Annotated in this window: 20 protein-coding genes and 3 pseudogenes; 7 read left to right on the top strand and 16 right to left on the bottom strand. The window is 39.7% G+C overall.

What is annotated here, in order from left to right:
- Positions 1 to 44 precede the first annotated feature (44 nt).
- The gene (locus tag IPK31_01350) at positions 45 to 221 is read left to right on the top strand and encodes a hypothetical protein (protein ID MBK8086723.1); all 177 of its coding nucleotides are present in this window, start codon (positions 45 to 47) and stop codon (positions 219 to 221) included.
- Between the two features lie 129 nt (positions 222 to 350).
- Here the strand turns inward: IPK31_01350 and IPK31_01345 are convergent, their stop codons facing one another.
- The 4 genes from IPK31_01345 to lpxB form a co-directional block, all read right to left on the bottom strand.
- Positions 351 to 1448, bottom strand: coding sequence for a DUF4082 domain-containing protein (locus IPK31_01345; protein MBK8086722.1), 1098 nt, complete (start codon positions 1446 to 1448; stop codon positions 351 to 353).
- A gap of 221 nt (positions 1449 to 1669) precedes the next feature.
- On the bottom strand, positions 1670 to 3991 hold the full coding sequence (locus IPK31_01340; GenBank protein ID MBK8086721.1) for a hypothetical protein: 2322 nt from the start codon (positions 3989 to 3991) through the stop codon (positions 1670 to 1672).
- Positions 3916 to 5388: a hypothetical protein gene (locus IPK31_01335; protein ID MBK8086720.1), complete on the bottom strand. Its 1473-nt coding sequence runs from the start codon at positions 5386 to 5388 to the stop codon at positions 3916 to 3918. Before IPK31_01335 ends, IPK31_01340 begins: the two co-directional genes overlap by 76 nt.
- 235 nt (positions 5389 to 5623) lie before the next feature.
- Positions 5624 to 6733, bottom strand: a complete 1110-nt coding sequence (gene lpxB / locus IPK31_01330) for a lipid-A-disaccharide synthase (GenBank protein MBK8086719.1) — start codon at positions 6731 to 6733, stop codon at positions 5624 to 5626.
- Between the two features lie 480 nt (positions 6734 to 7213).
- Between lpxB and IPK31_01325 the strand changes: the two genes are divergently transcribed.
- The gene (locus IPK31_01325) at positions 7214 to 7603 is read left to right on the top strand and encodes a hypothetical protein (protein MBK8086718.1); all 390 of its coding nucleotides are present in this window, start codon (positions 7214 to 7216) and stop codon (positions 7601 to 7603) included.
- Positions 7604 to 7705: 102 nt separating this feature from the next.
- Here IPK31_01325 and IPK31_01320 read toward each other — a convergent pair whose 3' ends face one another.
- Both IPK31_01320 and surE read right to left on the bottom strand, forming a co-directional pair.
- Complete coding sequence (locus tag IPK31_01320; GenBank protein MBK8086717.1) at positions 7706 to 7999, bottom strand: hypothetical protein; 294 nt, start codon at positions 7997 to 7999, stop codon at positions 7706 to 7708.
- Positions 7999 to 8816, bottom strand: a pseudogene (gene surE, locus IPK31_01315) (5'/3'-nucleotidase SurE). The gene IPK31_01320 and the pseudogene surE overlap by 1 nt, the downstream one beginning before the upstream one ends.
- A gap of 138 nt (positions 8817 to 8954) precedes the next feature.
- Between surE and IPK31_01310 the strand changes: the two are divergent.
- Complete coding sequence (locus IPK31_01310; GenBank protein MBK8086716.1) at positions 8955 to 9404, top strand: CBS domain-containing protein; 450 nt, start codon at positions 8955 to 8957, stop codon at positions 9402 to 9404.
- Between the two features lie 76 nt (positions 9405 to 9480).
- Here IPK31_01310 and IPK31_01305 read toward each other — a convergent pair whose 3' ends face one another.
- Together IPK31_01305 and IPK31_01300 are read right to left on the bottom strand one after the other, a co-directional pair.
- Complete coding sequence (locus tag IPK31_01305) at positions 9481 to 10743, bottom strand: serine hydrolase (protein ID MBK8086715.1); 1263 nt, start codon at positions 10741 to 10743, stop codon at positions 9481 to 9483.
- 32 nt (positions 10744 to 10775) lie between these two features.
- The gene (locus tag IPK31_01300; protein MBK8086714.1) at positions 10776 to 11144 is read right to left on the bottom strand and encodes a hypothetical protein; all 369 of its coding nucleotides are present in this window, start codon (positions 11142 to 11144) and stop codon (positions 10776 to 10778) included.
- Positions 11145 to 11444: 300 nt separating this feature from the next.
- On the opposite strand from IPK31_01300, the gene IPK31_01295 reads away from it, so the two are divergent.
- Together IPK31_01295 and IPK31_01290 are read left to right on the top strand one after the other, a co-directional pair.
- The gene (locus IPK31_01295; protein ID MBK8086713.1) at positions 11445 to 12194 is read left to right on the top strand and encodes a LexA family transcriptional regulator; all 750 of its coding nucleotides are present in this window, start codon (positions 11445 to 11447) and stop codon (positions 12192 to 12194) included.
- A 94-nt stretch (positions 12195 to 12288) separates the two neighbouring features.
- Positions 12289 to 14760 (top strand): carbohydrate binding family 9 domain-containing protein, encoded by a 2472-nt coding sequence (locus IPK31_01290; protein MBK8086712.1) that lies wholly within the window; start codon positions 12289 to 12291, stop codon positions 14758 to 14760.
- Here the strand turns inward: IPK31_01290 and IPK31_01285 are convergent, their stop codons facing one another.
- Both IPK31_01285 and pdeM read right to left on the bottom strand, forming a co-directional pair.
- Positions 14761 to 15606: a histone deacetylase gene (locus IPK31_01285; protein ID MBK8086711.1), complete on the bottom strand. Its 846-nt coding sequence runs from the start codon at positions 15604 to 15606 to the stop codon at positions 14761 to 14763.
- Between the two features lie 78 nt (positions 15607 to 15684).
- Positions 15685 to 16347 (bottom strand): ligase-associated DNA damage response endonuclease PdeM, encoded by a 663-nt coding sequence (gene pdeM, locus IPK31_01280; protein ID MBK8086710.1) that lies wholly within the window; start codon positions 16345 to 16347, stop codon positions 15685 to 15687.
- Between the two features lie 85 nt (positions 16348 to 16432).
- Between pdeM and IPK31_01275 the strand changes: the two genes are divergently transcribed.
- Positions 16433 to 16930, top strand: a complete 498-nt coding sequence (locus IPK31_01275) for a hypothetical protein (GenBank protein MBK8086709.1) — start codon at positions 16433 to 16435, stop codon at positions 16928 to 16930.
- Positions 16931 to 16975: 45 nt separating this feature from the next.
- Here the strand turns inward: IPK31_01275 and IPK31_01270 are convergent, their stop codons facing one another.
- The 5 genes and pseudogenes from IPK31_01270 to guaA all read right to left on the bottom strand — a co-directional run bounded on the left by IPK31_01270 (position 16976) and on the right by guaA (position 23238).
- The gene (locus IPK31_01270) at positions 16976 to 17476 is read right to left on the bottom strand and encodes a heme-binding domain-containing protein (GenBank protein MBK8086708.1); all 501 of its coding nucleotides are present in this window, start codon (positions 17474 to 17476) and stop codon (positions 16976 to 16978) included.
- Positions 17477 to 17592: 116 nt separating this feature from the next.
- On the bottom strand, positions 17593 to 20193 hold the full coding sequence (locus IPK31_01265; GenBank protein MBK8086707.1) for a ligase-associated DNA damage response DEXH box helicase: 2601 nt from the start codon (positions 20191 to 20193) through the stop codon (positions 17593 to 17595).
- A gap of 35 nt (positions 20194 to 20228) precedes the next feature.
- Positions 20229 to 20380, bottom strand: a pseudogene (locus IPK31_01260) (DUF2256 domain-containing protein).
- Positions 20381 to 20420: 40 nt separating this feature from the next.
- On the bottom strand, positions 20421 to 21587 hold the full coding sequence (locus IPK31_01255) for a hypothetical protein (protein ID MBK8086706.1): 1167 nt from the start codon (positions 21585 to 21587) through the stop codon (positions 20421 to 20423).
- Between the two features lie 115 nt (positions 21588 to 21702).
- Positions 21703 to 23238 (bottom strand): glutamine-hydrolyzing GMP synthase, encoded by a 1536-nt coding sequence (guaA, locus tag IPK31_01250; protein MBK8086705.1) that lies wholly within the window; start codon positions 23236 to 23238, stop codon positions 21703 to 21705.
- A 275-nt stretch (positions 23239 to 23513) separates the two neighbouring features.
- On the opposite strand from guaA, the gene IPK31_01245 reads away from it, so the two are divergent.
- The gene (locus IPK31_01245; protein ID MBK8086704.1) at positions 23514 to 24248 is read left to right on the top strand and encodes a DUF2807 domain-containing protein; all 735 of its coding nucleotides are present in this window, start codon (positions 23514 to 23516) and stop codon (positions 24246 to 24248) included.
- A 375-nt stretch (positions 24249 to 24623) separates the two neighbouring features.
- On the opposite strand, the pseudogene pbpC reads toward IPK31_01245, so the two are convergent.
- A pseudogene (pbpC, locus tag IPK31_01240) lies at positions 24624 to 26944 on the bottom strand (penicillin-binding protein 1C).
- Between the last annotated feature and the right edge of the window lie 39 nt (positions 26945 to 26983).

Below are 26983 nucleotides of genomic sequence, written 5' to 3'. Positions count from 1 at the left end.
AGCCGAACATTTCTTAATCTTGCACGTTATATCAATAAACTACTATGGGAATTCTGCGCCAGATAGCTGAATATTTATATATCAAAAAGCCTGACCCAAACCAGGAAAAAACACAGTGGATGAAATATATGCATGGAATTAACCGCATTTCAATTCTGCTGTTTTTATTTGCGTTGATCGTAATTCTTGTACGGTTGGTTGTACTTCCTTTGCTGAAATGATTTTTCAATAAGTATCAAACAGTGTTGCAGCGGAATTCATTACCGTAATACAGTAATTATTTGCTGATTAAATGATACAAAAAAGGGCTGCCGGTACTACCGGCAGCCTTTTTTTGAAGAAAGATTATTTTATTGAACAACCAGTTTTTTAACTGAACTGAATGTGCCCGCCTGCATACGGTAGAAGTATTCACCTTTTGGAAGGTTTTCTGTATTGACATTAATTGTATAAGTGCCTGCGCTGTTCACCTTGTTTGTTAATACCTGTACTGTTCTTCCATACAGATCGTATAAAGCAATGAATACATTGGTTCTTTCAGGTATGCTGTAAGATATGATTGCTTCTCCATGACTTGGGTTTGGATAATTCTGTCCAAGTTCAAAGGTCAGGTTTCCGCTTAGGGTTACTGACAATACTTTTGAATATTTAATCTTATTATCAAGATCAATCTGCTTTAACCTGTACAGATACTTGCCGTTCAATACGGAGCCATCCGTAAACTGGTATTGTTGTTTCATATAAGTCGTTCCTGCACCTTTTACGAAACCAAGTGTTTTCCATGAAATGCCATTTGTGCTTCGCTCAACTTCAAAACCGGCATTATTTATTTCTGTTACAGTCGTCCAGTTCAGGATTGTTTTTCTGTTAATGACAGATGCAGAAAAATCAAGCAGTTCAACAGGTAAAACACTGCAAGGTATCGGGTTAACAGTAACAGACGCAGTGCTGATTGATGGGCCCGCATTAGAACAGTTATTAAGATCATTAATACTGCTTAATGTATAATCAATTGTTTGTGCTGTAGCGATATTTGGTACATAAACAACATCAACCCAGTAGTTGGCACTATTATAAGAATCATCAGGGAACACAGCACCTGCACCATATTTAAATACCCCGTTCGGTCCATCCACTCCATCCTGCAAAAGTGTTAGCGGACCATTGGTTATACCTGCAGACTGAAATGCTGCCGGTGTTGCGCTATACTGTCCGTGAGGTGCAAAATAAGATGCTATATAGGTAGTGTTTGCTGCAATGAAAATAGGGTTGGTGAATTTGGCATACTGCCATCCGCTTTCTGTTTCACCGGTAAATGTTACGGTTCCCAACAATGTACCTGAAGAATTCCAGAGGCTGCCGGTATGCGGACCTTCATTGGAAAGTAATTTATAAAAACGGATGCCGGCAATATATCCTGCTGCAGAAGAACGGAATTTTACTCCCAACTCAATCGAAGGGGTATATATATTTTCAGATCCGGCACCAACAACACTGTTATCCCATATACTTACTTCGTTTGGTCTTACAGTTTTGAAAGGTACACCGGGTAATACATCGTTATAGGTTACGCCGTTAACAACAACACTGTAAGGCCCTGTGCCTATAGCAGATGAAAGCTGTAACGAAACTGCACCGTTGCCATTACAAACTGTCGGTGTGGAGGCTGTTATTGTTGCTGTTGGTGTTGAGCAGGTAAATGCTTCATATACTGCAGTAAAGTTTCCGTTTGAAGCATCAAAAATGCATATTCAATTCCTTTGATTGTTTCAAAGCGATAAGCTAACGGTGTTCCATTTTTTGAAACAGATTTCAGCCTTAGCCCTACTGCAGCGAGTGCAGGCAGCATTGCTTTAATATTTCTTGCAGATGCATTTGTATTGATAACAAATGTTAAGGTATTACTGTTCCATACCAGATTAGTGAAGGAAGAGTTATTCCTTCCATCTAACCATGTAAGCATTTGGCTGGCAGAAATAACGGGAATATTTCTTGCCTGAGCTGCAGCAATAATTATATCAGCGCCAGCTGAGGCTTCAAAATCTGCCAGCATATTTACAGCAAATGTTCCATAAAAGCCTTCTGCTCCAATTGCCTTATTAAGTAATGCTTCAATATTGGTTGAAACTGTTTGACCAGCGTCTTCAGAAATCTGGATTGGCATCTGATAGGTATCAATCATTGTGCCATCAGTATCAGCAAATCGCATGGGCAAACCTGATCCTGTTAACATACCGGGCCTGTCCTGAATCCATGTATCTGGCATGTAATTATAATTCAAATCGAGATGAACTCCTTTTGCAGCTTCTTTTTTCGCCATTGTTGCCCAATCAGACCAAATGGCGCATTCGGTTCTTAATGTTGGGCTTGGGAACAAAGATGGATAGGCTGCGGTCATTAATCCCAGTTGTGTTGTTAAGTCAGTTTCCAACGAAACGGGAGTGAAATTATTACAGCCATTATTAAACCCTAATGAAAGTTCAAAACCTAAGTCTTGCAAAGTCTTAGCCTGTGGATTGGTGAATGGAGCATTTGGATACAGATAAACAGTACCTCTGATTGCCTTCCAGTCAGCAATATCTGTCAGATTGTTTTTTGTGCCCGAGTTTGTAATGTATGTACTGTAACGTTTAAATGCACCGCCATTTGCATGCCCGTCTGATGTTAATACAACAGCTGCTTTATGCCCGCTTGGTAAATACCAGAAGCGTGGCAATGGTTTCCGGTGAAGGTTATTTTGAATGATAATATTGGCAAGTAATCGCTGCTGTTCGTCAGCCTGTGGTATGGCAACTTTATTAAAGTCTATCCAATCAGGCTGTGGATCACTGGCGAAATTGCCAAAGAAAAGATCATTTGGCCTGATTTGTCCTCCGGGGCCTCCCAAACCATCACGGTTTTGACCTTCCCAGGCGGGGTTTCCCTGTCGGGTATATATAATTGATTTAGCAAGATCAAACGAGAATGCAATTGCCTGCCCACCATTACTTCCTACTGATTTGGTTGTGATGGCAGAATAAATTGTAGCAGTTGCTGCCGCTGAATATAAGGTTGCTAAAGAAGTAGCTCCATTTAAAGAATAAAAATCAGATGATCCGTGATATTGAATAGTCTGGTTAACGATACCAACTCCGGCTCCGGTATTGCTGATCAAAATATATCGATCGCTGAGAGAACCAACTACCGGTGTAATACCCATAAGCGTAGCTAATTGTGCATCCGGCTTAAATGCAATCAATGTTCCGCCGGCATTTACCCAGTTTGTTAAGTTGGTTACATCACCTGCGCTGATTGTCATTTCACCCAAAACAACTACATCATAATTATTCAACAGTGCTGGTGTTACAAGAGAAATATCTGATACATCAAATTCGTTCAAGCCTTCAGCTCTTAAAATTTCTGCTGCATATTTACTGAAAGGATTGGTTGTTTTTGAAACAACAAGAATCGGACCTCCAAAGCCATTATCCGGAGATGGTCTTGCAATGACATTTAATGTTATTACACTTGGGCCTGATACAGCAGTTGCCTGCATATTTCCACTATCATCGTACCCTCTGCACTTGATTGTAATGGCACCTGCAGTTGCGGGAGCCATGAATGTGTATGCCCAACTGGTTGTTCCTTCAGCAACATGCCATGTTGTTCCTCCATCAATTGATATCTCAACTCCTGCAACTGCATTTGCATCAGTGGCTGTTCCGGTGATTGTAACAGTAGACCCAACAATTGCATTTGCGCCGGTTACAGGTGATACAATGGCTGAACTGGGTGCTGTTACATCAGTTGATGCTGTAGCGGGAACTAATCCCAATTGAAGCGTACCGGGTTGAACAGACATATCTGCAAAAAGGTTTACAGTTGCCTGCTGCATATCTGCACTTTCAGGCTGATCGCCCTGGTCATGTTGATCATCTAAACCCCAACTCCATTGTATTGTACCTGCACCAAACACCCATGCTGAGTTTGCACCGTTAATATGTTTATACAATGAGAGTTTGTGTGTTCTGCCCTGAAATATAGTACTGGACATAGTGATTCGTCCGCTTGGATAATTGTCTCCATAGTTCTCATAATCAAATTCATATCCCAGTGTACCAAAAGGCAGGATTGTTTTTGGCCCGATGCTAAAGAAGCAACGGAGGTGTTTCTCCAGAAGCGTAAATTTTTATATGTATCAGGTACAATCATATTGGCTGTTGCTGCAACTTCACTGATTTGACCTGTAAGAGTATTCTCCGGTTTGTTTCCATCATTAACAGGTGAAAAAGTTCCACCATCACGCCATAAACCTGTCCAGATAGTTGGCAAAGGATCGCATTTGCCGGTACAAACATTTGCACCCATTGTACCAACACCTTCTTTATAACAAACAAGGGTTTTATAAGGTGTGTTATTTCCATCAACGCTGTTTTCATACCTGGTTTTCCAGTAAACTTCATTGCCGCTGAAAAAAGCAAGATGGATACCTGCATTTCTTGCATTTTCAACATTGGTGCGTTGGGCAGCACTCCAGTATTCATCATGACCTACCGATAAGAATACTTTGTGATTTGTAATTAAAGAACCATTTCTGTCTGCATCAATATTGGTTGTATAACTTACATCATACCCATTTCTTTCCAACCAGCGAACCATAGGGTATTCAGCGTTAAAAACAAAGTTTTCCTGTGAACTTCCTCCACCACCGCCACGTGTTGTAATAGGACGGTTGTAACTTACCTTAACTGCACGGCCTCCAGGATAAGCAGTTGATCCTGTATACAGGCTATAACCTCCATATCCATTATATGCCTGCCAGGTTGCATCTGAAGTTTGATAGTATAAATCAGAAGTACTGGCATCATCTCTAACTATAAAAACTATATGACTGCAATTAGTAGTTACAATATCTGTACGTTGTAAACGGAGAATATAAATGCCTGAAACAGCAGTTCCGGGTACCGCCCATTGAGCACTGGTTGTCCAGTTGCCGCAATCTACTAAGCCGGTAACTGGGTCTGTAACGCATGCAGGTTGGGCTTGGGGTAGCGGTGCTGTAATCGTTGCATTGGTAATAAACCTGGCACCATTTCCCTGGTAATAACCTAAACGGTAAATCTTAGCTGTATAAGAAGCCGCAGCTGTATTTATTTTGAAATTAATTGTTTGACTCCTATTAACACTGATATCAGTTGCAAAGCCCTGGATAGTTAAATCACCTGCACCTTTTCCTGGTATTTCCCATTCTGAAGAAGGATTACCTGTTAACAGATTTTCTGTTACAATCGCATTTTGTGCCGATATGTTATTTGTGAAAACAAACAGAAATACCAGAGTAAGAATTCTTTTGACTAATTGTTTTTGACCGCAAAAAAAATGTTTTTGAGATGCAGGGTACGTAGGCATAAAAAGGCGCATAGAGCAACAGATTTAAGAGTATGTAATTCGGTTTCAGGGAATTTCTACGGAGAATTGGAGCTTACGGAGGCTTTCGGAGGAAAGGAGGATTAAATATAGATTGCAGACAAAGTAAATAATAAAATTTTAATCTGAGAAGTAAATCATTAAATATTATTATAATCCATGGTTTTCTGTTGATTTACAACTGAATTCGGGCCAATTAGCCGCTAAATGTCCTTATTCAACGATTCATAAACTGAAGAATTGCATCTGCTGCTTTTGCCGACGCAAACCCACCTTTATCCAGCTTTTCTTTAAGCAGCCTGTAATCAGTAAGGATTAATTTACTTTTTTCTTTACCGGGAAGTATTTTACTTAGTTCGGAGATAACACACTCTGCATTCATTTCATGCTGAATCAATTCTTTTACCACTTCTTTATCCATAATAAGATTAACAAGTGAAATGTATTTGATGTTAATCAGCCGTTTGGCGATCTGGTAACTTATTTCATTGCCTTTATAGCATACAACCTGCGGCACATTAAATAATGCTGTTTCTAATGTTGCAGTACCCGATGTTACAAGCGCTGCTGCTGATTGCTGTAACAAAGAATATGTTTCATTGCTTACTGATGATACATTGCTGTATTCTTTAATCATCTCTGTATAAAATGAATCATCAAGGCCGGGGGCTCTGGCAATAATAAACTGGTATGCAGGAAATTCTTTACTTACTTCCAGCATAACAGGAAGTTTTTTTAAGATCTCCTGTTTGCGGCTGCCGGGCAAAAGGGCAATAACCGGTTTGTCAGAAAAACGGTCACGCTGATTTTTCAATTGAAAATTTTCAACTTCTTCAACAAGTGGATGCCCCACATATTCAACATCCCAGTTCCATTTATTTTTATAGTATTCTTTTTCGAAAGGTAAAATCACCAGCATCAGATCAATACATTGTTTCATCATCTTTACCCTGTTTTCTTTCCATGCCCATACCTGTGGTGAAATGTAATAAACAACCTTTATATTATTTTCTTTGGCCCATTTGGCAATACGTAAGTTGAAGCCCGGATAATCAATTAATATTAATACATCCGGTTTATGCAGCAGAATATCTTCTTTGCAGAACGAGAGGCTTTTAAAAATAATGCTGATATTTTTCAGTACTTCCACAAAACCCATAAATGCAAGGTCTCGGTAATGCTTTACCAATGTTGCACCGGCAGCCTGCATTTTATCGCCACCCCAGCAACGGATATTTGCCATTGAGTCTTTATGGTGCAGTTCCTTAATTAAATTGCTTCCGTGCAAATCGCCGCTTGCTTCACCTGCTATTATATAATAATTCATGAAAAAGAGTGGATGATCATTTGTGAGGAACAAAGATAATCATCTATATCCTGCACATAAATATCGCTTTTTAATGCGTTAACATTGATTTAACCTCCCCTGAAACAGCCTGTTGGGCATCATTCAAATATTTTCCTGAAAGCCTTTGTCAGTAGGGGTTTTAGTGATTCACTTTTAAAGTTAAGGCCATAAAAAGTATCGAATCTTGGTTTGAATGCTGCAAAAAATGGGTTTACATTTGTGTTGTCATTGAAACAATAACTGCTTTTTGCAGTTCAAACAACTCCGGAAGTCATTTGACCCACCTTGCTTGCTTCAGGCGATACTTGCACATTGAAAAAGAGAAACAGTAAAAAAGATTTTTAAACTTTTTGAGACATAGGGAAATAAAAGGCCCATGAATTAAAATTTATTCACCCGTTGAATTGATCATTTATGGATATCCTATGTTTCAGATACAAAACAATAAAAATTAAGCACATGAAAAAGACAATTAAAAATGCAGCTATCGGTTTATTTACCCTTTTAGCAGTAACAACAGGATTCACCGCTTCAGCAGGTGATACAACAACTGGAGGCGCAGAATTGAAGATTGCAGGACAGTTGAACAACCAACCCGTATTTCAACTGAACCTCAATAATACTGCCAACCAGCGTTTCATCATCATCGTAAAAGATGAATACGGTACAGTGTTACATGAAGAAATTGTTTACGGAACAAACATTACACGTAAGTTTCAATTCAACAAAGAACTCGAAGGAATTGATGTTCGTTTTGAAATCCGTGATGTGAAAGGTTCTAAAACAGAAGTTTTCAATGTAAAGAACAGCTCAAAAGTTGTTTCTGAATCAGCAATTGTAAAGAGCTGATTTTACAGACATCAACAATAAGAAAAGGGTTAAGGGTTGCCGGCAAAGGCAACCCTTTTACATTCTTTATATTTAAACAGTGAGTTTTAAAAGCAGACCAGTTTACATAAAAAACTTTGCATACAGGATCATTAATCCGTACATCAATGTCATAATGAAAATACCAATGGCGGTTTTATCTCTGCGTGCATTGATGAAAAGAGTAAATAAAATAATGTTGGCAATCAGGCTGAGGCTGCCTACTGCAGTAAGCATTGCTTTGGTTCTGAAAAAATATTCTACAAATTCGCCAAAGCTGATGGAAGGAGACTTCAGGAAATAGTATACAACAAGGCCAAGAATAGGAGCTAAAGCACCCAATACAATTCCAAAAGGCAGTTTATCAAGTTTCAGCATCAGAATTTCAGTTTTGTTTCAAGTAATTTTTTTAACGCATAATTTGTCAGATCGAATTGAACGGGAACTACACTCACAAAATTGTGTTCCAATGCCCAAACATCCGTGTCTTTTCCTTTGTCAAAGTTTTTAAACTCACCAGTGAGCCAGTAATAATTCTTGCCGCTGGGGTCTTTGCGTTCATCAAAATCTTCCACATATTTGGCATAAGCCTGGCGGCAGACTTTACTCCTTTAATTAAGCTGGCGTCTACATTGGGAATATTTACATTGAGGCAAAGGTGTTTGTCTAATTTTTTTGATGCCAGCACCTGTTCCACAATTTTTTTTGCATAAACTCTGCTGGCACTGAAATCGGCTTCCATACTGTAGTTAAGCAATGAAAAGCCAATAGATGGGATGCTTTCAATACTTGCTTCAATAGCCGCACTCATGGTTCCACTGTAAATAACATTAATGCTGTGATTGGCACCATGGTTAATTCCACTCAGGCAGATATCGGGTTTGCGGTGCAGTACCTTGTCGACAGCCAGTTTTACACAGTCAACCGGTGTGCCGCTGGTTTGCCATGTTTCAATACCATCCATGATATGCAGTTGCTGCATGCGCAGTGGAAAGCCGATAGTGATGGCATGGCCCATGCCGCTTTGAGGCTTATCAGGGGCAACAATTACCACTTTTCCAAGATCTTTTACTGCTTCTGCCAGGTTGCGGATACCGGGAGCAGTTACACCATCGTCGTTTGTTATAAGGATAATAGGTCGTTCCTTCACTGCTTTTACTTTTGCAGGGGAAGTATTCTTTTTTGGTTTCGCCATTTGGTTTACTTTATAGAGTCAGCCTTTATATGCAGGTAAAAGTCTGATATATTCAGGAGTTCACAAAATTGAACTGAAAACAATCTCTTTTTAATAAGCAATTCAAAACGTATATTTAGTTAAACAAAAACGATTGTTATGAGAACTGCCGCCGACATTTTAAAAAACAAGCCTCACATATTTAATGTAATTGATGCCGATGCAAAGGTGATAGAAGCCCTTCAACTGATGAGTTCGGTAAACCTCAGTTATCTTGTTGTAAAAAAAATGAATGAATTCGCTGGAATATTTTCTGAACGGGATTACAGCCGGAATGTAATTTTAAAAGGACTGCATAGTGACTCGGCAACGGTGAAAGAGGTAATGGGCAGTAACTTGCCGGTAATCGGATCAGAAGAATCAGTAGAATCCTGTATGAAACTTCTAAACAGTCATAAAACAAGATATCTTCTGGTATTTGATAATACACAGTTTCAGGGAGTAATTACCATCAATGATGTTTTGCGGGAAGCAATTGCCCACAAAGGAATTGCTCTTGATGAGCAGGTGGTGAAAGAAACAACTGAAATGCAGGATAAGATTTTTTAGTTCACAATAAACCGCATAAACAAACCCCGAAACTTTAACTGCTTCGGGGTTTGTTGTTTTTTTAATTGTATGTCTGCTATTTATTCAATATCAATCTTCGGTTACTGATGCCTGCATTGGTTTGTAAACGGCAGATATATGTGCCAGCTGGTAATCCATTTGATTGAAGTATTACCTGTTTCATCGTTCCTTCCTGCATGTTTCCTGTAAACAGGTGTTTTACCAATTTACCATTGAGATCATACAGGTTCAAACTCACTACTCCGCTTTTTGATGCTTTCAGCTGAATTGTAACCTGGTTGCTGAATGGATTCGGATAAGCAGTAAATGCTGTTTCTTCATTTGTCTGATCTATACTGCTGTTAGTGCCACTGGTTTGTACAGCAGGTAATTCCATACTGCAGGAACCAAGATAGGCTCCTTTGTTTATATGAACCGGAGCAGCTTCTCTTGCAACGCAAATATCTTTTCCTTTGTAACAAAGCAGTATTTTCCACTCTTTGCGGTTATCATTTCCGCAGATAAAATTGGGCAGCGCTTCATACAATGCTTTTTCAATTAAATATGGATTGCAGCCTGCGTAATTGGTTACTAAGGCAATGGTCATTTTACGGTCGGGCTGATACATCATTAATGATCTGTAACCAATTGCACTTCCATTATGGCCAACAAAGTAATCTGTTGTACTTATTTTTTTATTTGTCCAGATACCATATCCAAGATAATCGCCATCTTCATCAGAGGTTGCCGGAATAGAGTTTACCATTGCTTGCAGGGTAGAAGCACTTGTTGCTCTTCCACCAAACAATGCATTTCGCCATTCAGCCAGCTCAGCCGCATTGGAAACAATACCACCACCGCTGAAAGCAAGTGATACAATTGCATCTAAAGGAAATCTTGTAATATTCGTATAAGCATCAGGAAATGTTGGTTGGCCCGTCATTTGGAAAACAGGATTAAACATACTCAAATTATCATGCGGTGCTGCAAGTTCACCATGACCATTTTGAGATTCTCTTCCACCAAGATACATAGAGGTAAACCCCAGCTTATCAAAAAAACGTTCCCTGTAATGCTGTTCCATTGGCTTGCCGGTTACAGTTTCGATAATTGCACCAAGCATAATGTAATTGGTACTGCTGTATTGGCGTTCTGCACCGGGAACATTAATCTGGTGACAAAAACTGATGGTTTCAAAAGCATTCCAAACCCGTGCAGGCTGAAATGCGACTGATACCTGTAACATGTATTCATCTGTATAATCGCTGTAACCACTTTCATGTGCCAGTAACTGGCGAATTGTAACTGAACTGTTGAGTCCGGGGTTAATCAGTTGCAATGGAATATAATTGCTGACCGGTGCATCCAGATTTAAAGATCCTTCTCTTGCAAGTTCAAGTACAAGTGCTGCGGTGAAAGTTTTGTAACACTGTAAATTCTTGACAGCATATTTTTTGTAAAAAGAGTGCCGCCAGGTAACAGGTTGTTTTGTGCATCAATATTGCGGGCTGCATAACCGGTAGATCCCTGCCACAAAGCAAGTCCGTCAACATTTATTGCAACAGCTATTCCTCCAACAAAAGGGTTGGCAGGATTATTCTGAAAACTGTCGATAATATACTGTAATCTGTTTTGTACTGCAGGAGAAAATCCCTGTGAAAAAACAGATGAAGAAAAGAGCAGTTGCAAAAGGAACAGCAAACCTAACCTGTGTAACCACTCAGGAGTAATTTTTTTCATAATTGTAAGTTTAATTAATGGAAAGACTGATCGGTACTCATGTTATAGCAAAACCGGAATCAGCTATTTGTAATACCGGTTTCAACCGGCATTTTAAAGGAGTTCCATTGGAAAGCATTGTATTGTTACTAGTTAAAATGCATATGAAGTTATACTCAAGTGTTCCTCTTTTGCAATGATTACGGTCATTAGAAAAATATAATAGAAACAGCAGGGAATAAAGTAAAGCAAAATAAATGTTCTCAAAATTTTGTAAAACTAAAATAATTAGTATCTTAGCTCCAATAAAATTAGTATCATATGGCAATGGCCAATCAAAACATGAAGTATTTGCGCAAGCTGCGTGGTTTTACACAGGACGAATTTGCTCAGAAAATCGGAATCAAACGCTCACTGGTGGGCGCCTATGAGGAAGAACGGGCAGAACCCAATTACGAAGTATTGGAAACAGTAAGCGATCTGTTTAAAGTGAGTATTGATGACCTGCTTCGTAAAGACCTGAGTGAAACAAAAGGCAGTTACCTTGCTAAACGCAGGCAATTAAAAATGCTCGCTGAAACCAATGTCATTCATTTTGTACCTGTAAAAGCAGCAGCCGGTTATTTGAATGGATATGCCGATCCTGAATTCCTCGATGAGCTGAATACATTTACTTTACCCATGCTCACCAGCGGCACTTACCGTGCATTTGAAATTATTGGTGACAGTATGATGCCAACACCCAGCGGCAGTGTAATTGTTGGTGCAAAGGTTGAAAACCTTGATGATGTAAAGAATAACAATGCCTATATCGTGTTGAGTAAATCGGAAGGAGTAGTGTATAAACGTGTATTAAAAAGCAACCGCAGCAAAAATAAATTGACTCTGCTCAGCGATAACCCGGTTTATCAACCATACCAGGTAAATACAGAAGATGTATTGGAGTTCTGGAGTGCACAAATGGTCATCAGCAAAGTAGGACAGGGCCAACGCTGGGATGTGAGCAATCTTGCATCACTGGTAACCAACCTGCAGGACCAGGTAAATAACCTTAAGAAGAAAATGAATTAAGATAGTATTTCCCTATTGAAAAAGGAATAATTCATTAAACCGCTCATACAAATTCAACCGTATGGGCGGTTTTTTTATATAGCTTGCGCCCTTTATGAAAGGACTATTTTCTTTGCTTTTTCTGCTTGCCGCTGTACTGTCTTATGCCGGAAATGAACCTGAACGAACCATCCAGGCGAATAAGATTTTTACAACTCCAAAAATTGATGGTGTGCTCAATGAAGCCATTTGGCAAAATGCGCCGGTTGCTGAAAACTTTGTGGTCAACAGTCCCAACTATGGCGAAGCATCTGCTTATGCTACCAAAGTGTTTGTGGTGTATGATAATTCATCTATTTACATTGGTGCTTATTTATATGATGACCCAAAACTTGTACGTACTCAGTTAACTGCACGAGATGGAGAAAGCAGGCAGGACATTGATTATTTCTCAGTTTTCTTTGATACGTATAATGATGATCAGAATGGCTTTCAGTTTTTGGTTACCAGCCGAAATGTGCAGAGTGATGGTAGATTAAGCCCGAATCGTTCTTCGCAGTTTGGCCCGCCAAGTGATTACAGCTGGGATGCTGTATGGGAAAGTAAAGTAACTATGAAAGAAGATGGATGGGTAATTGAAATGAAAATTCCATACTCTTCACTTCGCTTTGCAAAAAAAGATAAACAGGATTGGGGCATCAACTTTCAGCGTTATGTACGGCGAAGTAATGAAAGTTCTTACTGGAATAATATCAACCCCAATCAAAATGGATTTGTAAATCAGTTTGGCCGTTTAAGCGGATTAGAAAATCTGACACCACCTTTGCGTTTGTCTTTTCTTCCTTACATAACTGCAGGTTACAGAACTACGCCAACTTCAAAAGGAAGACTCAATGAGTTTTTGCGGAATGGTGGTATGGATGTAAAATATGGAGTGAATGAAAGTTTTACATTGGATATGACATTGATTCCTGATTTCGGGCAGGTGATATCTGATAATGTGATTAATAACCTGTCGCCTTTTGAAGTACAGTTCCAGGAGAACCGTCCATTCTTTACAGAAGGCACGGAGATATTTAATAAAGGAGGATTGTTTTATTCACGAAGAGTGGGAGCAACTCCATCAGGTTATTATAATGCAAGGAGCATAGGTTCAACTGACAGTACAAAAATTATTTCCAACCCTGGTGTGGTGCAGTTACTGAATGCTACCAAGTTTTCAGGACGAACAAAGCAGAAATTGGGCATTGGTATTTTCAATGCAATTGGAGCACAGATGTTTGCTGAAGTTGAGAACATCAACAATAAGCAGCAACAGCGTATTCAAACAGAACCATTAACGAATTATAATCTCATTGTAATTGACCAGGCGTTGAAAGGCCGCTCATCTATTACTCTCACCAATGCAAATACTACACGCAGTGGGGCAGCAAGAGATGCGAACGTTACAGGATCGGATATTGCATTGTTTGGGAAAAGCAACAAATACGGTTTACAGGGAAAGTTTGATTACAGCCAGATCATGGGCGCCAATCCTTATAATGGCTTTAAAAGTCTTGTAACACTTGGGAAAGTAAGCGGTAAAATTCAATACAGCCTCAGCAGCAGTATCGAAAGTGATAAATATGATCCGAATGATCTAGGATTTTTAGTCGCTCCAAATGAAGTCATGACTCAATTCAAGATCAATTATGTGCATGCCACACCAACAAAAAAATTCAATGCTTATAATTTTGGCTTTGGAATAAGGCATGAAATGTTGTACAAACCTTTTGTGTTTGCCAATATCCGTTATAGTGCCAGTGCCTTCTGGTTTTTCAAAAACTTTTGGGATGTAAGTATAGCAGCTGAGTACCAACCCTTATGGCAAAAAGATTATTTTGAATTACGTACTCCCGGTAAATTTTTAAGGCAGGTTCCATGGGCATTCCTGCGTATCAGCGGAAGTTCTGACAGCCGAAAGAAATTATTCGGACGCTATGTTCTTGGCTTTGCTGAATCAGTAGATATTAAAGATGACCCTTACATAGTTATTAACCCGGGATTGCGTTACCGTTTCAGCGACCGTTTCAGTTTAGATGTTGACATGAGTTTAAAAGATGACCGTGGGCAATTTGGTTATGCATTTAAACGTGAAGCCAATGGTGAGCCGATTGTTGGACGGAGAAGAAATAAAGATATAACCACACTCATCAGCGGTATTTACAATTTCACCAGCAGGATGAATCTTACGTTGCGTGCAAGGCATTACTGGAGCCGGATTGAATACCACAGTTTTTATAATGTTGGTGCAGATGGCTGGAGAACCGACCGTGCATTTGTTCCCGGCCAGGATCAGAATTTTAATGTATGGAATATGGATGTGTTCTATACATGGGATTTCAACTATGGCAGTCGTTTCATCATTGGCTGGAAGAACTGGCTTGCAAATGATTTTCCGATTGACGGTAACCGCTATAAACATTATGCTGCAAATGCAACCCGCATGCTTGCATCACCACATGGAAACGAAATTACTGCACGCATGATCTTCTTTATTGATTACCTGAAACTAAAGAGGAAGAAAGAAAGCAAAGCAGGAGCCTGATCAGTTTAAGTTGTACATGTCTTTTGCCAAACGAAATGTATTGCAGTGGGCTTCAACAATTGTTCTTACATCAGGTGAATAGCCGCCGCCCATTGCAACAGTACAGGGGATTTGATGCTGCTTCAGTTTTTTGAATACAATTTCATCTCTTTGTTTACATCCCTGCATGGTTACTTTCAGTTTTCCAAACTTGTCTGTTTCTAAAATATCAACTCCTGAAAGATAAAAGGCAAAATCTGGTTTTACTTTTTCAAGCAATGTATTTAAATGATGTTCCAGCAAATGGAAGTAGGTGCTGTCATCTGTTCCATCCTTCAATCCAATATCAAGGTCACTTGTTTCCTTATGAAAAGGATAGTTATGTTCACCATGCATACTGAAAGTGAAAACCTTCCTGTTGTGTTCAAATAATTTTGCTGTTCCATTTCCCTGGTGAACATCCAGGTCAATGATGAGAATTTGTTTGGCAAGATTTTGATGCAGTAAATAATTGGCCGCAGTTGCAAAATCATTCAGTAAACAAAATCCTTCGCCTCTGTCTGCAAATGCATGATGTGTGCCACCTGCAACATTCAATGCAACTCCATTCTCAAATGCAGATATGCAGCAATCAATGGTGCCCTGTGTAATAATCAACTCCCGTTCAGTAAGTTGAGGTGATTGCGGAAAGCCAATATGCCGCTGTTCTTTTACAGAAAGTGTTTGTTGATGCAGTTTGGTTAGATATTCTTCAGTATGTGTTAGCAGTACTATTTCATCAGTACATTTTGCCGGCGCAATTAAATTGTTTGTTGAAATAGTTCCTTCATGCAGCAATTGCTCAGGGATCAACTCATATTTCAGCATAGGAAACCGATGCCCTTCAGGTAACGGATGTGCATAGATGGGAGCAAAAGCAATATGAAGAACTTTGTTGCTGATGGCTTATTGATTTATTGCAATGATATTTTTATTTACGATGGCAAATACCTTGTCTTTCTTTTTTGGTTTTATGGAATGTAAACCGGTAAATCTTCCAAATGCAGGAAGGATTGCATGGGTTTCAGAAAAATAAAAACAGGGAAACCGTAAAGATTGTTTGCCAAGTCCATGAATACTGATTCCAGGATGGATATGGCCGGAAAAGTAATAGCCAGTCGCCGGTAGTGTCTGGCCGTTAGTCATTTCATGTACAAAGTTGAATTGATTCAGTTTTAATTCCTGCTCATGCACTTCAATTTCATTTTCTGAATACCATGCATCGCTTAATATGTCATGATTTCCTCTTACAAGATGAATGGGTAGTGCCGATAAATCTCTTCTCCATTTTTCAAACAGTAATATCTCGCTGTTCATTTTACTGTGAAAAAAATCACCCACTACAATCAACTGCTTTGGTTTGAAAAACTGGATCTGTGCAACCAGCCTTTGCAGATCTTCTTTAAATGCTCCCTGGGGAATCCCGATTCCTTCTTTTCTGAAATGACCACTTTTTCCGAAATGAATATCAGACACAATCAAAGATTGGTCTTCCTCCCAGTACAAACAGCTTTCTGTGGAAAGCCAGAGTGTCTGGTCCTGCAGGTTGAATTTTATTGGTTGCCGCATAACTGTCTGCAAATGTAAGTGCAGATAGTGAGTTCTAATTTTGATTAATTGAAATGATTGTCTTTATTTTTGATAAAAATTTGGTATGAATACTCCGGACAATCAAAAAGATTATCTCCAGCCGCATGCCTATGCAAACGACAATTTTCCACAGGGAATAAAAGTATTGTGTATTCTTACTTATGTTGGCAGCGGACTGCAAATAGCTGGATCAGTATTTAATTACTTTTTGATTGCTTACAGTGTGAAGCAACTTGAATCAATGAAGGATATGGAGAAACAGCCTGCTTTGAAAGGAATGAGCAGTTTCTTTAAATGGTCCGCCGAATCTACACTGAAACAGTATGAATACAGATCGGTTCTGTTAATTGTGTCGGTTATTTGTGCTGTGCTTTGCATCTATGGTGCTATGCAAATGCGTAAACTGAAAAAGCAGGGATTTGTTATTTACAGTATTGCTGAGTTTGCATTTCCACTTGTTACTACCATACTTGTTGGCTTTGTGAGTGGTGTCTTCGGTTTGTTTGTTGCCGTATTATTTGTAATTCTGTATGCAACACAACGAAAGCATTTTACAAACTGATAGAATTTATCGAAATAAGAAAGCCCCTGTTCAGGGGCTTCTTTATTATTTTTTGCTTTCTGCTTTGTCTTTATCCGATTGTGCACTTGGCTCTTTAGGTGGTAGTTGTGCCAGGCTTTCTTCACACCATTTATAAATGGCTGTTTTCTGCTCAGCAGAAAGTATTGCATTTTTATGAATGATTGTATAGCTCTTCAATGGCATTTCACCTTCTTCAACCTGTTCCTTTATTTCTTCAAATTTCTTGCGTTGTCTTTTTGCTGCATAAGTTGCAAACTCAGAAAAGTTCAGTTCTTTTTTCCCTTCATTTACATGATCCTGTAACCACCATGTAACCGGCTGAACATTTGAATACCAGGGATAAACTGTGTTGTTACTGTGGCAGTCATAACAGGCTGTTTTCAATACGGAAACAACATCATCACTTGTAGCAAATTTTGTTGCGATATCGTTTGGATATGGCCCGGCTGATACGTTTTGTTTTGGGCGTATAAACTGTATGATCACCAGCGCAGCAAGCAGTACATAAAATATTTTTTTCAACATGAGCTTTATTTTTATAAATATAGATAGAAAAATGGAATGGAAAACTGATCTTACAACGGGCAGGTAAATATTTTATGCTGAAGAGATATAGAGCTAGCCGAATGAACAAAAACGCATTAGAAACCTGCAACTTTATTCAGCTGCGCCTGCATGCGTAAAATACGATCTTCCAGTTTTTCACTTGAAAGATTATTTCTGTTTAATCCATCGGCAATAATGGGGAAGCTGAGTGGAGTAAAGCGTTCAGGAAACGTCAGGATAATCTGACTTTGCTGAATCCTGGCAAAGGCACTGCGTAAACGCACTTCTTCCATCTGCTGATCAAATACTTCCCGGTATGCCTGGCGCAGCAGTACATTTTTTGAATCATATTCACTGAACACATTAAATAATAAACTGGCTGATGCCTGTAAGTGTCTTGCTTTTGTTTTTTCTCCCGGTGCAGATTGAACGATCAGGCCACCGATGACAGCAATATCCCTGAATTTTCTCCTTGCCATTTCAGTTGAGTTTACACTTCGCTGAATATCGGCTGTTAAATTATCTGATGTAAATAAATCCGCCACATTGGTATCATCAACCGGAATGGGTTGATCAGACAGCAATTCAAAACCATAATCATTCATGGCAATGGAAAATGTAAGCGGAGCAATTTTGCCGATTCGGTATGCTAGAATTGCACTCATTGCTTCATGTACAAGCCGTCCCTCAAACGGATAAACCAGTAAATGATATCCATCTTTACTTTCATGCTGTTCTATCAGCAGTTCATCATCTTTTGGGATATGTGAAAGCTGTTGCTGTAATTCAAACAAAGAGGAGAGATGCTGAAGTTCAGGACTGTAGTCTGGCCTTTTTGATTGGCCTGCCTCCACAACTTCATTAAATGTTTCCCTTAACTTCTTTCCAAGATTTGCAGTAAGGCTCATTCTTCCTCCGTTCCAGCTGGGAACAATTGTTTTTTTAGAAGTTGATTTACGTACAAATGCTGTCATGTCTTTAATCTGAACCAGTTCTAAATTCCTTCCTGCCAGTGTAAATGAATCTCCGGGTTCAAGCCGACTGATAAAATATTCTTCAATTACTCCAATGAAACCACCACTCACCATTTTTACTTTCAGCATTACATCACTTACAATAGTGCCAATGTTCATACGATGGCGCATGGCAAGTCTTCTGTTGGTGATCCTGTAAACACCATCAATGATTTCAATTTTCCGGTAATCATCGTATTGATGCAATGCTTTGCCACCTTCAACCAAAAACTGTAAAACTTCTTCCCATTCTTCCTGCAGTAAATCACGGTAGCAGTAAGTTGTTTTGATTTCATTGAACAAATCAGCTGGTTTAAATCCATCAGAAATGGCCAATGTATTCAAATACTGAATCAGTACATCAAAGCAAAGCAGCATGGGTTCTTTACTTTCGATGAGTTCTTCATCAATTGCACTTTTCAGTGCAGCTGCTTCCACCAATTCCAATGAATGGGTTGGGAGAAAATAAATTTTACTTATTTCATTGTGACTGTGGCCACTTCTTCCTGCACGTTGTAAAAACCGTGCAACACCTTTTGGCGAACCAACCTGTATAACGGTCTCGACGGGACGAAAATCAACACCAAGATCCAATGATGCAGTACAAACCACAGCTTTGAGTTTGGCTGAATGCAATGCTTCCTCTACCCAAAAACGCAATTCTTGTTCAATGCTTCCATGATGTAATGCAATTGCTCCAGCCAGCTGCGGTGCATGATTCAGCAGTTCCTGGTACCATCGCTCACTCATACCTCTTGTATTGATAAAGATGAGCGTGGTTCTGCTTTGTTCTATAATGGGAATCACTTTTTCAATGAGCTTTAAACCAAGATGACCTGCCCAGGGATATTTTTCCATTTCATCGGGCAGTACAGATTCTATTTCAATCTGCTTTTTCATGTTGGCTTTTACAATTACTCCGGCCCCCTCCCCGAACTTCGTTCCTTCCGAACCTGAACCCCCAAAGGGTGAGGCCATCAACCCACCAACCTCGCCATTCAACCCATCTGTTTTTTTCTTTGAATAGTTTAAAGGGGCTATTAAAACTTCTTTCGCTTCTTCTAAATTCCCAATGGTTGCAGAGATACCCCAAATGGATAGTTTCTTGTTGAGCAAAGACATACGACTACCCACTATTCTCGAAACGGCCAGCTCCACCTGTACACCACGTTTGCTTCCCAGCAGTTCATGCCATTCATCAACTGCAATGATTTTTATATGCTGAAATAATTCGGCATATCCTTTTTGTGCCAGCAGTAAATGCAGACTCTCCGGAGTAATGATCAATACTTCCGGCATTTGTCTTTTCTGTTTTGCCCGTTCACCGGTTGTTGTGTCTCCATTTCGAATCCCGACTTTCCAGTTCATGTTCAATTCAGTAATTACTTCTTCCATGGCCCGGCCAATATCTTTTGCCAACGCTCTTAACGGAGTGATCCATAACAACTGTAACCCGCTTGTTTTTTTTGATTGATAAGAATCAGAATTTTCATTAATGAACTGAATCAGTGCTCCAAGGAAAACAGAAAATGTTTTACCGCAACCTGTTGGTGCATTTACCAAACCACTTTCATGGTGAATGATATGTTGCCATGATTCTTCCTGGAATAAAAAAGGAGACAGGCCTTTTGCTTCAAGCCAGTGTTTTATTACTCGGTAACCTTTTGTAGAATGGAGATTCACTGAAATGAGTTGCGTTTAAAACTGCCTGCCTGAAATTAAGCTATTCTTTTTTTGTTTTTGGAACTGCGGCAACGATCGCTGCAATATTTTACTTCTTCCCAAACTTTTCCCCATTTCTGCGCCAGCTGAATGGCCTGTTACAGGCGGCACAAATTTTTTGGGGGAGATATTGCTTCTTGTGTGTCACAAGAGTAAAACAATGATATTGTGAAATGGTTTGAAAGATATCAGTTCATCCGTGAAATTAGCCCGCTGCTTCGTTTGAGAATGTAAATGCGTTTGTTCTCAAAATAATCAGGCTTGCCGCTTGTACTGTTGCGGATGGGTTTGAAATCATATTCCGTAAAAATGCGGAAAGACCTGTCGTTCAGGTTCTGCATCAGGTTGTCATCATACTTCAGCAACAGATTAATAAAATGCCAGCTGAGTTCATACCCTTTATAAGCAAGATCAGAGGGGCGCCCGTTGGTGGACTCTGTAAATGTTTTCGTGAAATAACCCCATTTAACAGTACCTGTATTGAAAAAAGTAGAACTGTGGTAAATGATCACTTCATTAAATTCCGGTTTGCTTAAATCTTTAATTCCTTCCCATGTGGGCATGCCTGCAATTTGAAAGGGATAGGTTTTCCGTAAACCATTTGCAGTTGTTGCCAGGCGTAAGCCAAAACTTTCATCCAGTGAGCCGCAAATAATCAAGTTTACTTTTTCACTGTCAAGACTTGTACGCAGGTCAGCAACTGTAAAAGAATCTGTGAGTAAAACATTCTTCCATTTCAACAGTTGACCACCATTTGTACTCTTATTAAATCCATTGAAATATCCGGCCAGCCTGTCTTCCTGTATTCCTTTTTTTCTTACATACAAAATGTTGGCAGTAGGATTGTTCCTCATTACAAAATTATAGATCGCTTCACAATGCACAGGCAGAGTTGAGTTGACAATAATTGTAAATGGATTATTGGTTACACCACCATCATTGGGATAGGTTGCTGAAACAAAGGGAATGTTTTTCTGCAAAGCAATATCTGCCATTTGCCTGTATTCGTTTCCGGATACAGCGGCAATGATCAGATCTAATGAATCAAATTTGTTCTGTGAAGTGAGGTTAAACAGGCTTTGTTCTGCTGAACGCAGATCATAAACCGTTACTTCCACTTTCTTATCTGTATGCAGTGAATCAACAGCCATTAAAGCACCCTGTACAAAATCCAGACCCGGTAAAATGTGCTTGGGCATCTGGTTGGTAAACTTGTAACTGCTTCCTGTAAACGAAGAATCCAGGTATAAACTGGCGAATATGCCAATTCTGTAAACCTTAACAGTATCGGGTGTTTGTGCAAACGAGAGCAATACACTCAATGAAAGGACAAAGGCAAATAGTAGTTTTTTCATGTGTTCATTTTATTGGCTCTTTGGCCACATAGTGTATCCACAAAAATTATCATCGCTGTTGTATAAATTAGCTCGATAATTTTTATGGATATTTCATGATTCTCTTATCAGATGGTTATTCCCATTCGATGGTTGCAGGTGGTTTGCTGCTGATATCATATACCACACGATTGATACCCCTGACTTTGTTGATGATTTCATTCGAAATGTATGCCAGAAATTCATATGGTAAATGAGCCCAGTCTGCAGTCATCCCATCTACAGAAGTAACAGCCCTTAAAGCAAGAGTGAATTCATAAGTGCGTTCATCGCCCATAACACCTACACTCTGTACCGGTAACAGAATTGCTCCTGCCTGCCACACTTTATCATAAAGCCCATGTTCTTTTAATCCATTGATGAAAATCGCATCAGCTCTTTGTAACAGGTCCACTTTTTCTTCTGTTACTTCACGTAAAATACGAATGGCTAAGCCCGGTCCCGGGAATGGATGACGGTTCAGCATTTCGGCAGGTATTTCTAATTCGGCACCAACTTTTCTCACTTCATCTTTGAATAAATAACGGAGAGGTTCAACCAGTTCCAGTTTCATAGTGTCAGGTAAGCCACCAACATTATGATGCGATTTGATGGTCATTGACGGGCCATGTACTGAAACACTTTCAATTACATCGGGGTAAATGGTTCCCTGTCCCAGCATATCTACACCTTCAATTTTATGAGCTTCTCTGTCAAACACTTCAATAAAAGTTCCACCGATGATCTTTCTTTTTTCTTCGGGAACAGATTTGCCGGCAAGCTTAGTATAAAAATGCTCACGGGCATCAATACCCGTTACATTCAATCCTATTTTATTATAGGTGTCGAGCACCTGCTGAAATTCATCTTTACGTAACACGCCGTTATCAACAAAAATTCCAAAAAGGTTTTTGCCGATAGCTCTGTGAATCAGGGTAGCGGCAACGGTTGAATCAACACCACCACTCAAACCCATGATTACTTTTCTGTTACCGATCTGTTTTTTTAATGCAGCTACTGTTTCATTTACAAAAGAAGCCGGGGTCCAGTCGCCTTTGCAGCCGCATACATCGGTTAAAAAGTTTTTGAGAATTTTCTTTCCTTCAATTGAATGATATACTTCAGGGTGGAATTGTAATCCGTATAAAGGGTGGCTTAAGTTTCCGTTTGCACGAAATGCTGCCACAGGAATAGATTCAGTTACAGCAGTAATTTCAAAGCCCTGCGGCAGTTCCAGGATGGTATCGGCATGACTCATCCATACCTGTGAGGTTTCACTCACACCTCTTAATAATATGTCTTCAGTTTTCCGGCTTAAAACTGCCCGGCCATATTCCCTTTTCTCACTTTTTTCTACACGGCCGCCAAATTGTTTGGCGGTTAACTGTGCGCCATAGCAAATGCCCAGTACAGGCAACAGTTTGGTGAGCAATTCCACATCAACCATTGGTGCATTGGCTTCATTTACTGAAAAGGGACTGCCGGAAAGGATAATACCCTTCAGGTGCTCATCTTTTACAACAGGTTTGTGAAAGGGAATAATCTCGCAGTACACGTTGCATTCACGTACTGCACGGGCTATTAACTGGGTGTATTGAGAACCGAAATCGAGAATGAGAATCTTATCTGTCATGGTGCGGCGAAGGTAGCAAAAAGCAGGCATTGGAAAAGGAGAGTTGTTCACCGGTTATACGCAGAAAGAATCTTCCGGGTGTTAGTTTATATTCTTTTTAAAACAGTTGAATTTATTCGTTAAGGCAACTTGTTTTTCTGCTATTTTTGCCCTGCTCCAACTTTAACCACTTTTTTATTATCCTATGCTTGGTTTTCGTAACCTCCGACATAAAACACCAGTCTGAGACTGATGGCCAGGCATTCTTTTTTTATTAAACTGTAAAAACTTATCAGATGAGCAAACAATTATTTTCTGGAGCCCTCCTGTTATTCACACTGTCATTTATTGTAACATCCTGCCGTTGGAATAGAAGCGTAAAGGGAAACGGAAATATTATAACGGGCAACCGTAACGAAGGAAATTTTAAAAGTGTAAGTGCTGCCGGTTCCTTTGATGTTTATTTTTCGCAGGGTACTGAAAATGAAATCAGGATTGAAGCAGATGAAAACCTGATGAAATATATTACTACACGTGTTGAAAACGGCGTATTGAAAATCAGAACAAAAAGTGGAGTAAATATCCGTCCGTCGCAGGATATGCGTGTATATGTGAAAGCACCGATGTTTGAAGATAACAGTCTTTCCGGAAGCGGTAATATGCTTGCTGAAACCAAGATCACTTCAACCGGGAGAATTAAATTGAGTATTTCCGGAAGCGGTGATATCAAAATGGCTGAAGTTGATGCCCCAAAAGTTGAAGTACGTATTGCAGGCAGCGGAAAAGTTCAGTCGGGCGGAATTACCCGTGATGTTGAAATTCATGTATCAGGAAGCGGTGATGTGGAAATGAGAGATCTGAAAGCCGAAAATGCTGAAATAAATATCGCTGGCTCGGGAAATGTATGGATCTATGCCAGCTTGAAACTGGATGTACGGGTAGCAGGTGGAGGAGATATTCACTACTATGGTAATCCAACTGATATCAAGTCAAAAATGGCTGGTTCGGGAAACCTGATCAAGGAACAGTAAAATAAGTCAAACGTTTGCAAATACAGAAGTCAGCTTTTGGGGTTAGAAAAGGGGCGATTTTGAACAAAAAAGCAGAACACATTGTTCTACCTTTGCGGCGGTGACCCGTTTTTAAATCCATCTATTCCAAAAGAAAGAAGCTGGTATCCTTTTAAAACGAGAGAACAACAACCCCTTGTAAAATTATTTTTCTACCTTTTTGGAAACGTTCGCTTTTTCATGATGATTTTGGTTAATGAACAGGAAGCTTCGGCTTCCTGTTTCGCTTTTTATACCGCTTTTAATTAAAAGATAGTCCAAAATGCTTTTCTGCGGCATAATACCATCTAAGATTTCAACGTAGTCCCTTGGACTACTTAGTAAATCAAGATGGTATTACAGGTCGGCATATTTCACCGTTATTTTAATATCCCTGTTTCTTCCTTTATCATCGGTACAGGAAATTTTCACCACACCTTCGGCAGGTATAAAGAACTGTTTACTTCCTGCATCGGTTGCTTTATAAAATTGGTTGTTGATATACCAGAACACCCTGCTTACATCGTTCCCTGTTTCACACACTAATTGCAAAGGCTCAGGATTTTTTTGCTGATGAGATATTCTGTGCCGTTAACCGGTGAAGTGATAGATGGAGCTCCTTCTTTAAAAATCTTTTCACAGTTTGGATTATGCGGAGGAATCATTTCAAAAGAAATATTACTTACCTGCATCCAGTTTTGCAGTTCGGGTGCTATGAGTTTGTACGATTTTCGTTTGAAACCGGCAGCAGGTTCACAACTTTTGCAAAAACTTATTTTTTCGTCGGCACTTACTGATATTTCAGATAAATTATTACAGGTTTGTGTGGAAGAAATTCCGGTAATAAAATAATCAAGCACAAGATTGCTGCAATGCGAAGCAGGTGGCAAACCTGTTTCACTGCAAACCATCCGTTGTTCTAAATCTTTTGGAGGAGTGAACCATGCCCTGTCGGCATCATAATCCAGTGTATTAAAAATGCGGAAGAGTAGTGGTGTTGCTGTTTCGGCTCCACTTAAATGTGCTGATCCAACTCCTGAAAAATTTCCAACCCACACAGCAACTGTATATTTTTTATTGTAACCAATGCTCCATGCATCACGCCTGCCATAAGAAGTTCCTGTTTTCCATGCAATGCGGGGAAGGCGGGCCGTTGCATCCCAGGATATGGGAAAGTCAGGTCGGTTAATTCGGCTGAGAATATCGGTGATCATATAAGCCGCATCAGCAGAAAGAATTCTTTTTCGTTGTGTTGATGAATCCTGTACTATATAGGAAGGTTGATAATAAACACCATCATTCGCAAAAGAACTGTACATACCTGTTAATTGTTCAAGTGTTGTGCCGCAGCCACCAAGGATCAAACTCAAACCCAGGCTTTTTTGTTTTGCCTGTATCTGTTTAAAGCCAATCCTGCTGAGTGCGTCAATCAGCTTTTCCTTTCCCAGCATATTCAATGCTTTCACTGCCGGAATGTTGAGGGAATGCTCCAGTGCATATTCAACCGTAACAGGTCCGTTGAAATTTTTATCATAATTCTCAGGTGCATAACCGGCATAATTTACCGGTACATCATTACTCATCTTTTTTGGAGTGAGCAAACCTTCAGCGAAGCATAAACCCTAATGCCTAGGTTTCAATGTACTTACCGGCTGACGAACAGCTGCTGCACCGTTTACCTGCCCGCCATCGGTTGTGTCTTTAAAATCACCACTTCCTACATAGGTAATCACACGGTGGGTTTCATTGTCGATGATGATCACACTGGCATTGCGGATATTACTGAGCCGTTGTGTACGCACATAATCCTCAACCAGTTTTTCCATCTTCTGCTGGGTATTGAACTCAATCGTTGTTTGAATATTCACATCGCCGCTTTGCTTGAGTTTGTAAGAAAGATGCGGCATCTGTTTGGGTACAACCAGCCGCCTTGCCGTTAATGGTTCTGCCAAAGCATCTTCAATTTCTTTTGCAGTGAAGATCTTTTCTTTTGCAAAACGTTTCAGCCATTTGTTCCGCTGACGAACAATCTCATCATTATTCTTTCCCATTACTAAAGTGGAGGGCCGGTTAGGAATGATCGAGAGTGCAGTAATCTCAGCCAGTGAAAGGTGATTGGGATTTTTGCCGAAGTAGAGAATGGAAGCAGATTTCACTCCTTCTATATTACCACCATAAGGAACAAGATTGAGATAGAGTTGCAGGATTTCAGCCTTACTGTATTTCAATTCCAGCTGCAAAGCCCTGAACATTTCAATGAATTTGTTGGTAAGACTTCTCCGCTTGGGTTCCAATGCTCTTGCCACCTGCATGGTTATGGTGCTGGCCCCGGATGTGCGTTTCAGTTTAAACAGGTTCATAAAGAATGCCCTGGTTACAGCAAGAGGGTTAATACCGAAGTGATAGTAAAAATATTTGTCTTCTTTCTGTACAATGGTTTTTCGCAGCAGGGGAGAAATTTCTTCCAGTTCGGTTTTCATCCTCCACTTTTCATCTTTGGTTAAAAAGGCATGAATCACTTCTCCTTTATTGTCGGTAATTAAGGTGGAGTATTCAATCTTATCAGGCAAAGGGAAGAGCAGGTGCAGAATAAACAAAAGCAGAAAGCAGGCTGCAACAGTAATTCCTGTTGATTTCAAGAGTTTAAGCCTGGAGTATGTAAGTTTTTTTTCTTTCATTCGGGATGTAAGATCAGGTATGCCATACCTCCAAGGTAT

The organism is Chitinophagaceae bacterium, assembly GCA_016713085.1.
In the GTDB taxonomy this organism is placed as follows: Bacteria; Bacteroidota; Bacteroidia; order Chitinophagales; family Chitinophagaceae; genus Lacibacter.
The sequence above is the reverse complement of the archived record's forward strand: the minus strand, read 5'-3'. Positions and strand labels throughout refer to the sequence as shown.

Excerpts from the sequence above, each read along its gene's own strand:
- guaA (MBK8086705.1), bottom strand. The coding sequence starts at position 23,238 with ATGACAGATAAGATTCTCATTCTCGATTTCGGTTCTCAATACACCCAG.
- IPK31_01335 (MBK8086720.1), bottom strand. The coding sequence starts at position 5,388 with ATGCCTACGTACCCTGCATCTCAAAAACATTTTTTTTGCGGTCAAAAA.
- pdeM (MBK8086710.1), bottom strand. The coding sequence starts at position 16,347 with ATGCGGCAACCAATAAAATTCAACCTGCAGGACCAGACACTCTGGCTT.
- lpxB (MBK8086719.1), bottom strand. The coding sequence starts at position 6,733 with ATGAATTATTATATAATAGCAGGTGAAGCAAGCGGCGATTTGCACGGA.
- IPK31_01350 (MBK8086723.1), top strand. The coding sequence starts at position 45 with ATGGGAATTCTGCGCCAGATAGCTGAATATTTATATATCAAAAAGCCT.
- IPK31_01275 (MBK8086709.1), top strand. The coding sequence starts at position 16,433 with ATGAATACTCCGGACAATCAAAAAGATTATCTCCAGCCGCATGCCTAT.
- IPK31_01320 (MBK8086717.1), bottom strand. The coding sequence starts at position 7,999 with ATGCTGAAACTTGATAAACTGCCTTTTGGAATTGTATTGGGTGCTTTA.
- IPK31_01255 (MBK8086706.1), bottom strand. The coding sequence starts at position 21,587 with ATGAAAAAACTACTATTTGCCTTTGTCCTTTCATTGAGTGTATTGCTC.
- IPK31_01270 (MBK8086708.1), bottom strand. The coding sequence starts at position 17,476 with ATGTTGAAAAAAATATTTTATGTACTGCTTGCTGCGCTGGTGATCATA.
- IPK31_01285 (MBK8086711.1), bottom strand. The coding sequence starts at position 15,606 with ATGCTGAAATATGAGTTGATCCCTGAGCAATTGCTGCATGAAGGAACT.
- IPK31_01290 (MBK8086712.1), top strand. The coding sequence starts at position 12,289 with ATGAAAGGACTATTTTCTTTGCTTTTTCTGCTTGCCGCTGTACTGTCT.
- IPK31_01310 (MBK8086716.1), top strand. The coding sequence starts at position 8,955 with ATGAGAACTGCCGCCGACATTTTAAAAAACAAGCCTCACATATTTAAT.
- IPK31_01295 (MBK8086713.1), top strand. The coding sequence starts at position 11,445 with ATGGCAATGGCCAATCAAAACATGAAGTATTTGCGCAAGCTGCGTGGT.
- IPK31_01325 (MBK8086718.1), top strand. The coding sequence starts at position 7,214 with ATGAAAAAGACAATTAAAAATGCAGCTATCGGTTTATTTACCCTTTTA.
- IPK31_01245 (MBK8086704.1), top strand. The coding sequence starts at position 23,514 with ATGAGCAAACAATTATTTTCTGGAGCCCTCCTGTTATTCACACTGTCA.
- IPK31_01300 (MBK8086714.1), bottom strand. The coding sequence starts at position 11,144 with ATGAAAAAAATTACTCCTGAGTGGTTACACAGGTTAGGTTTGCTGTTC.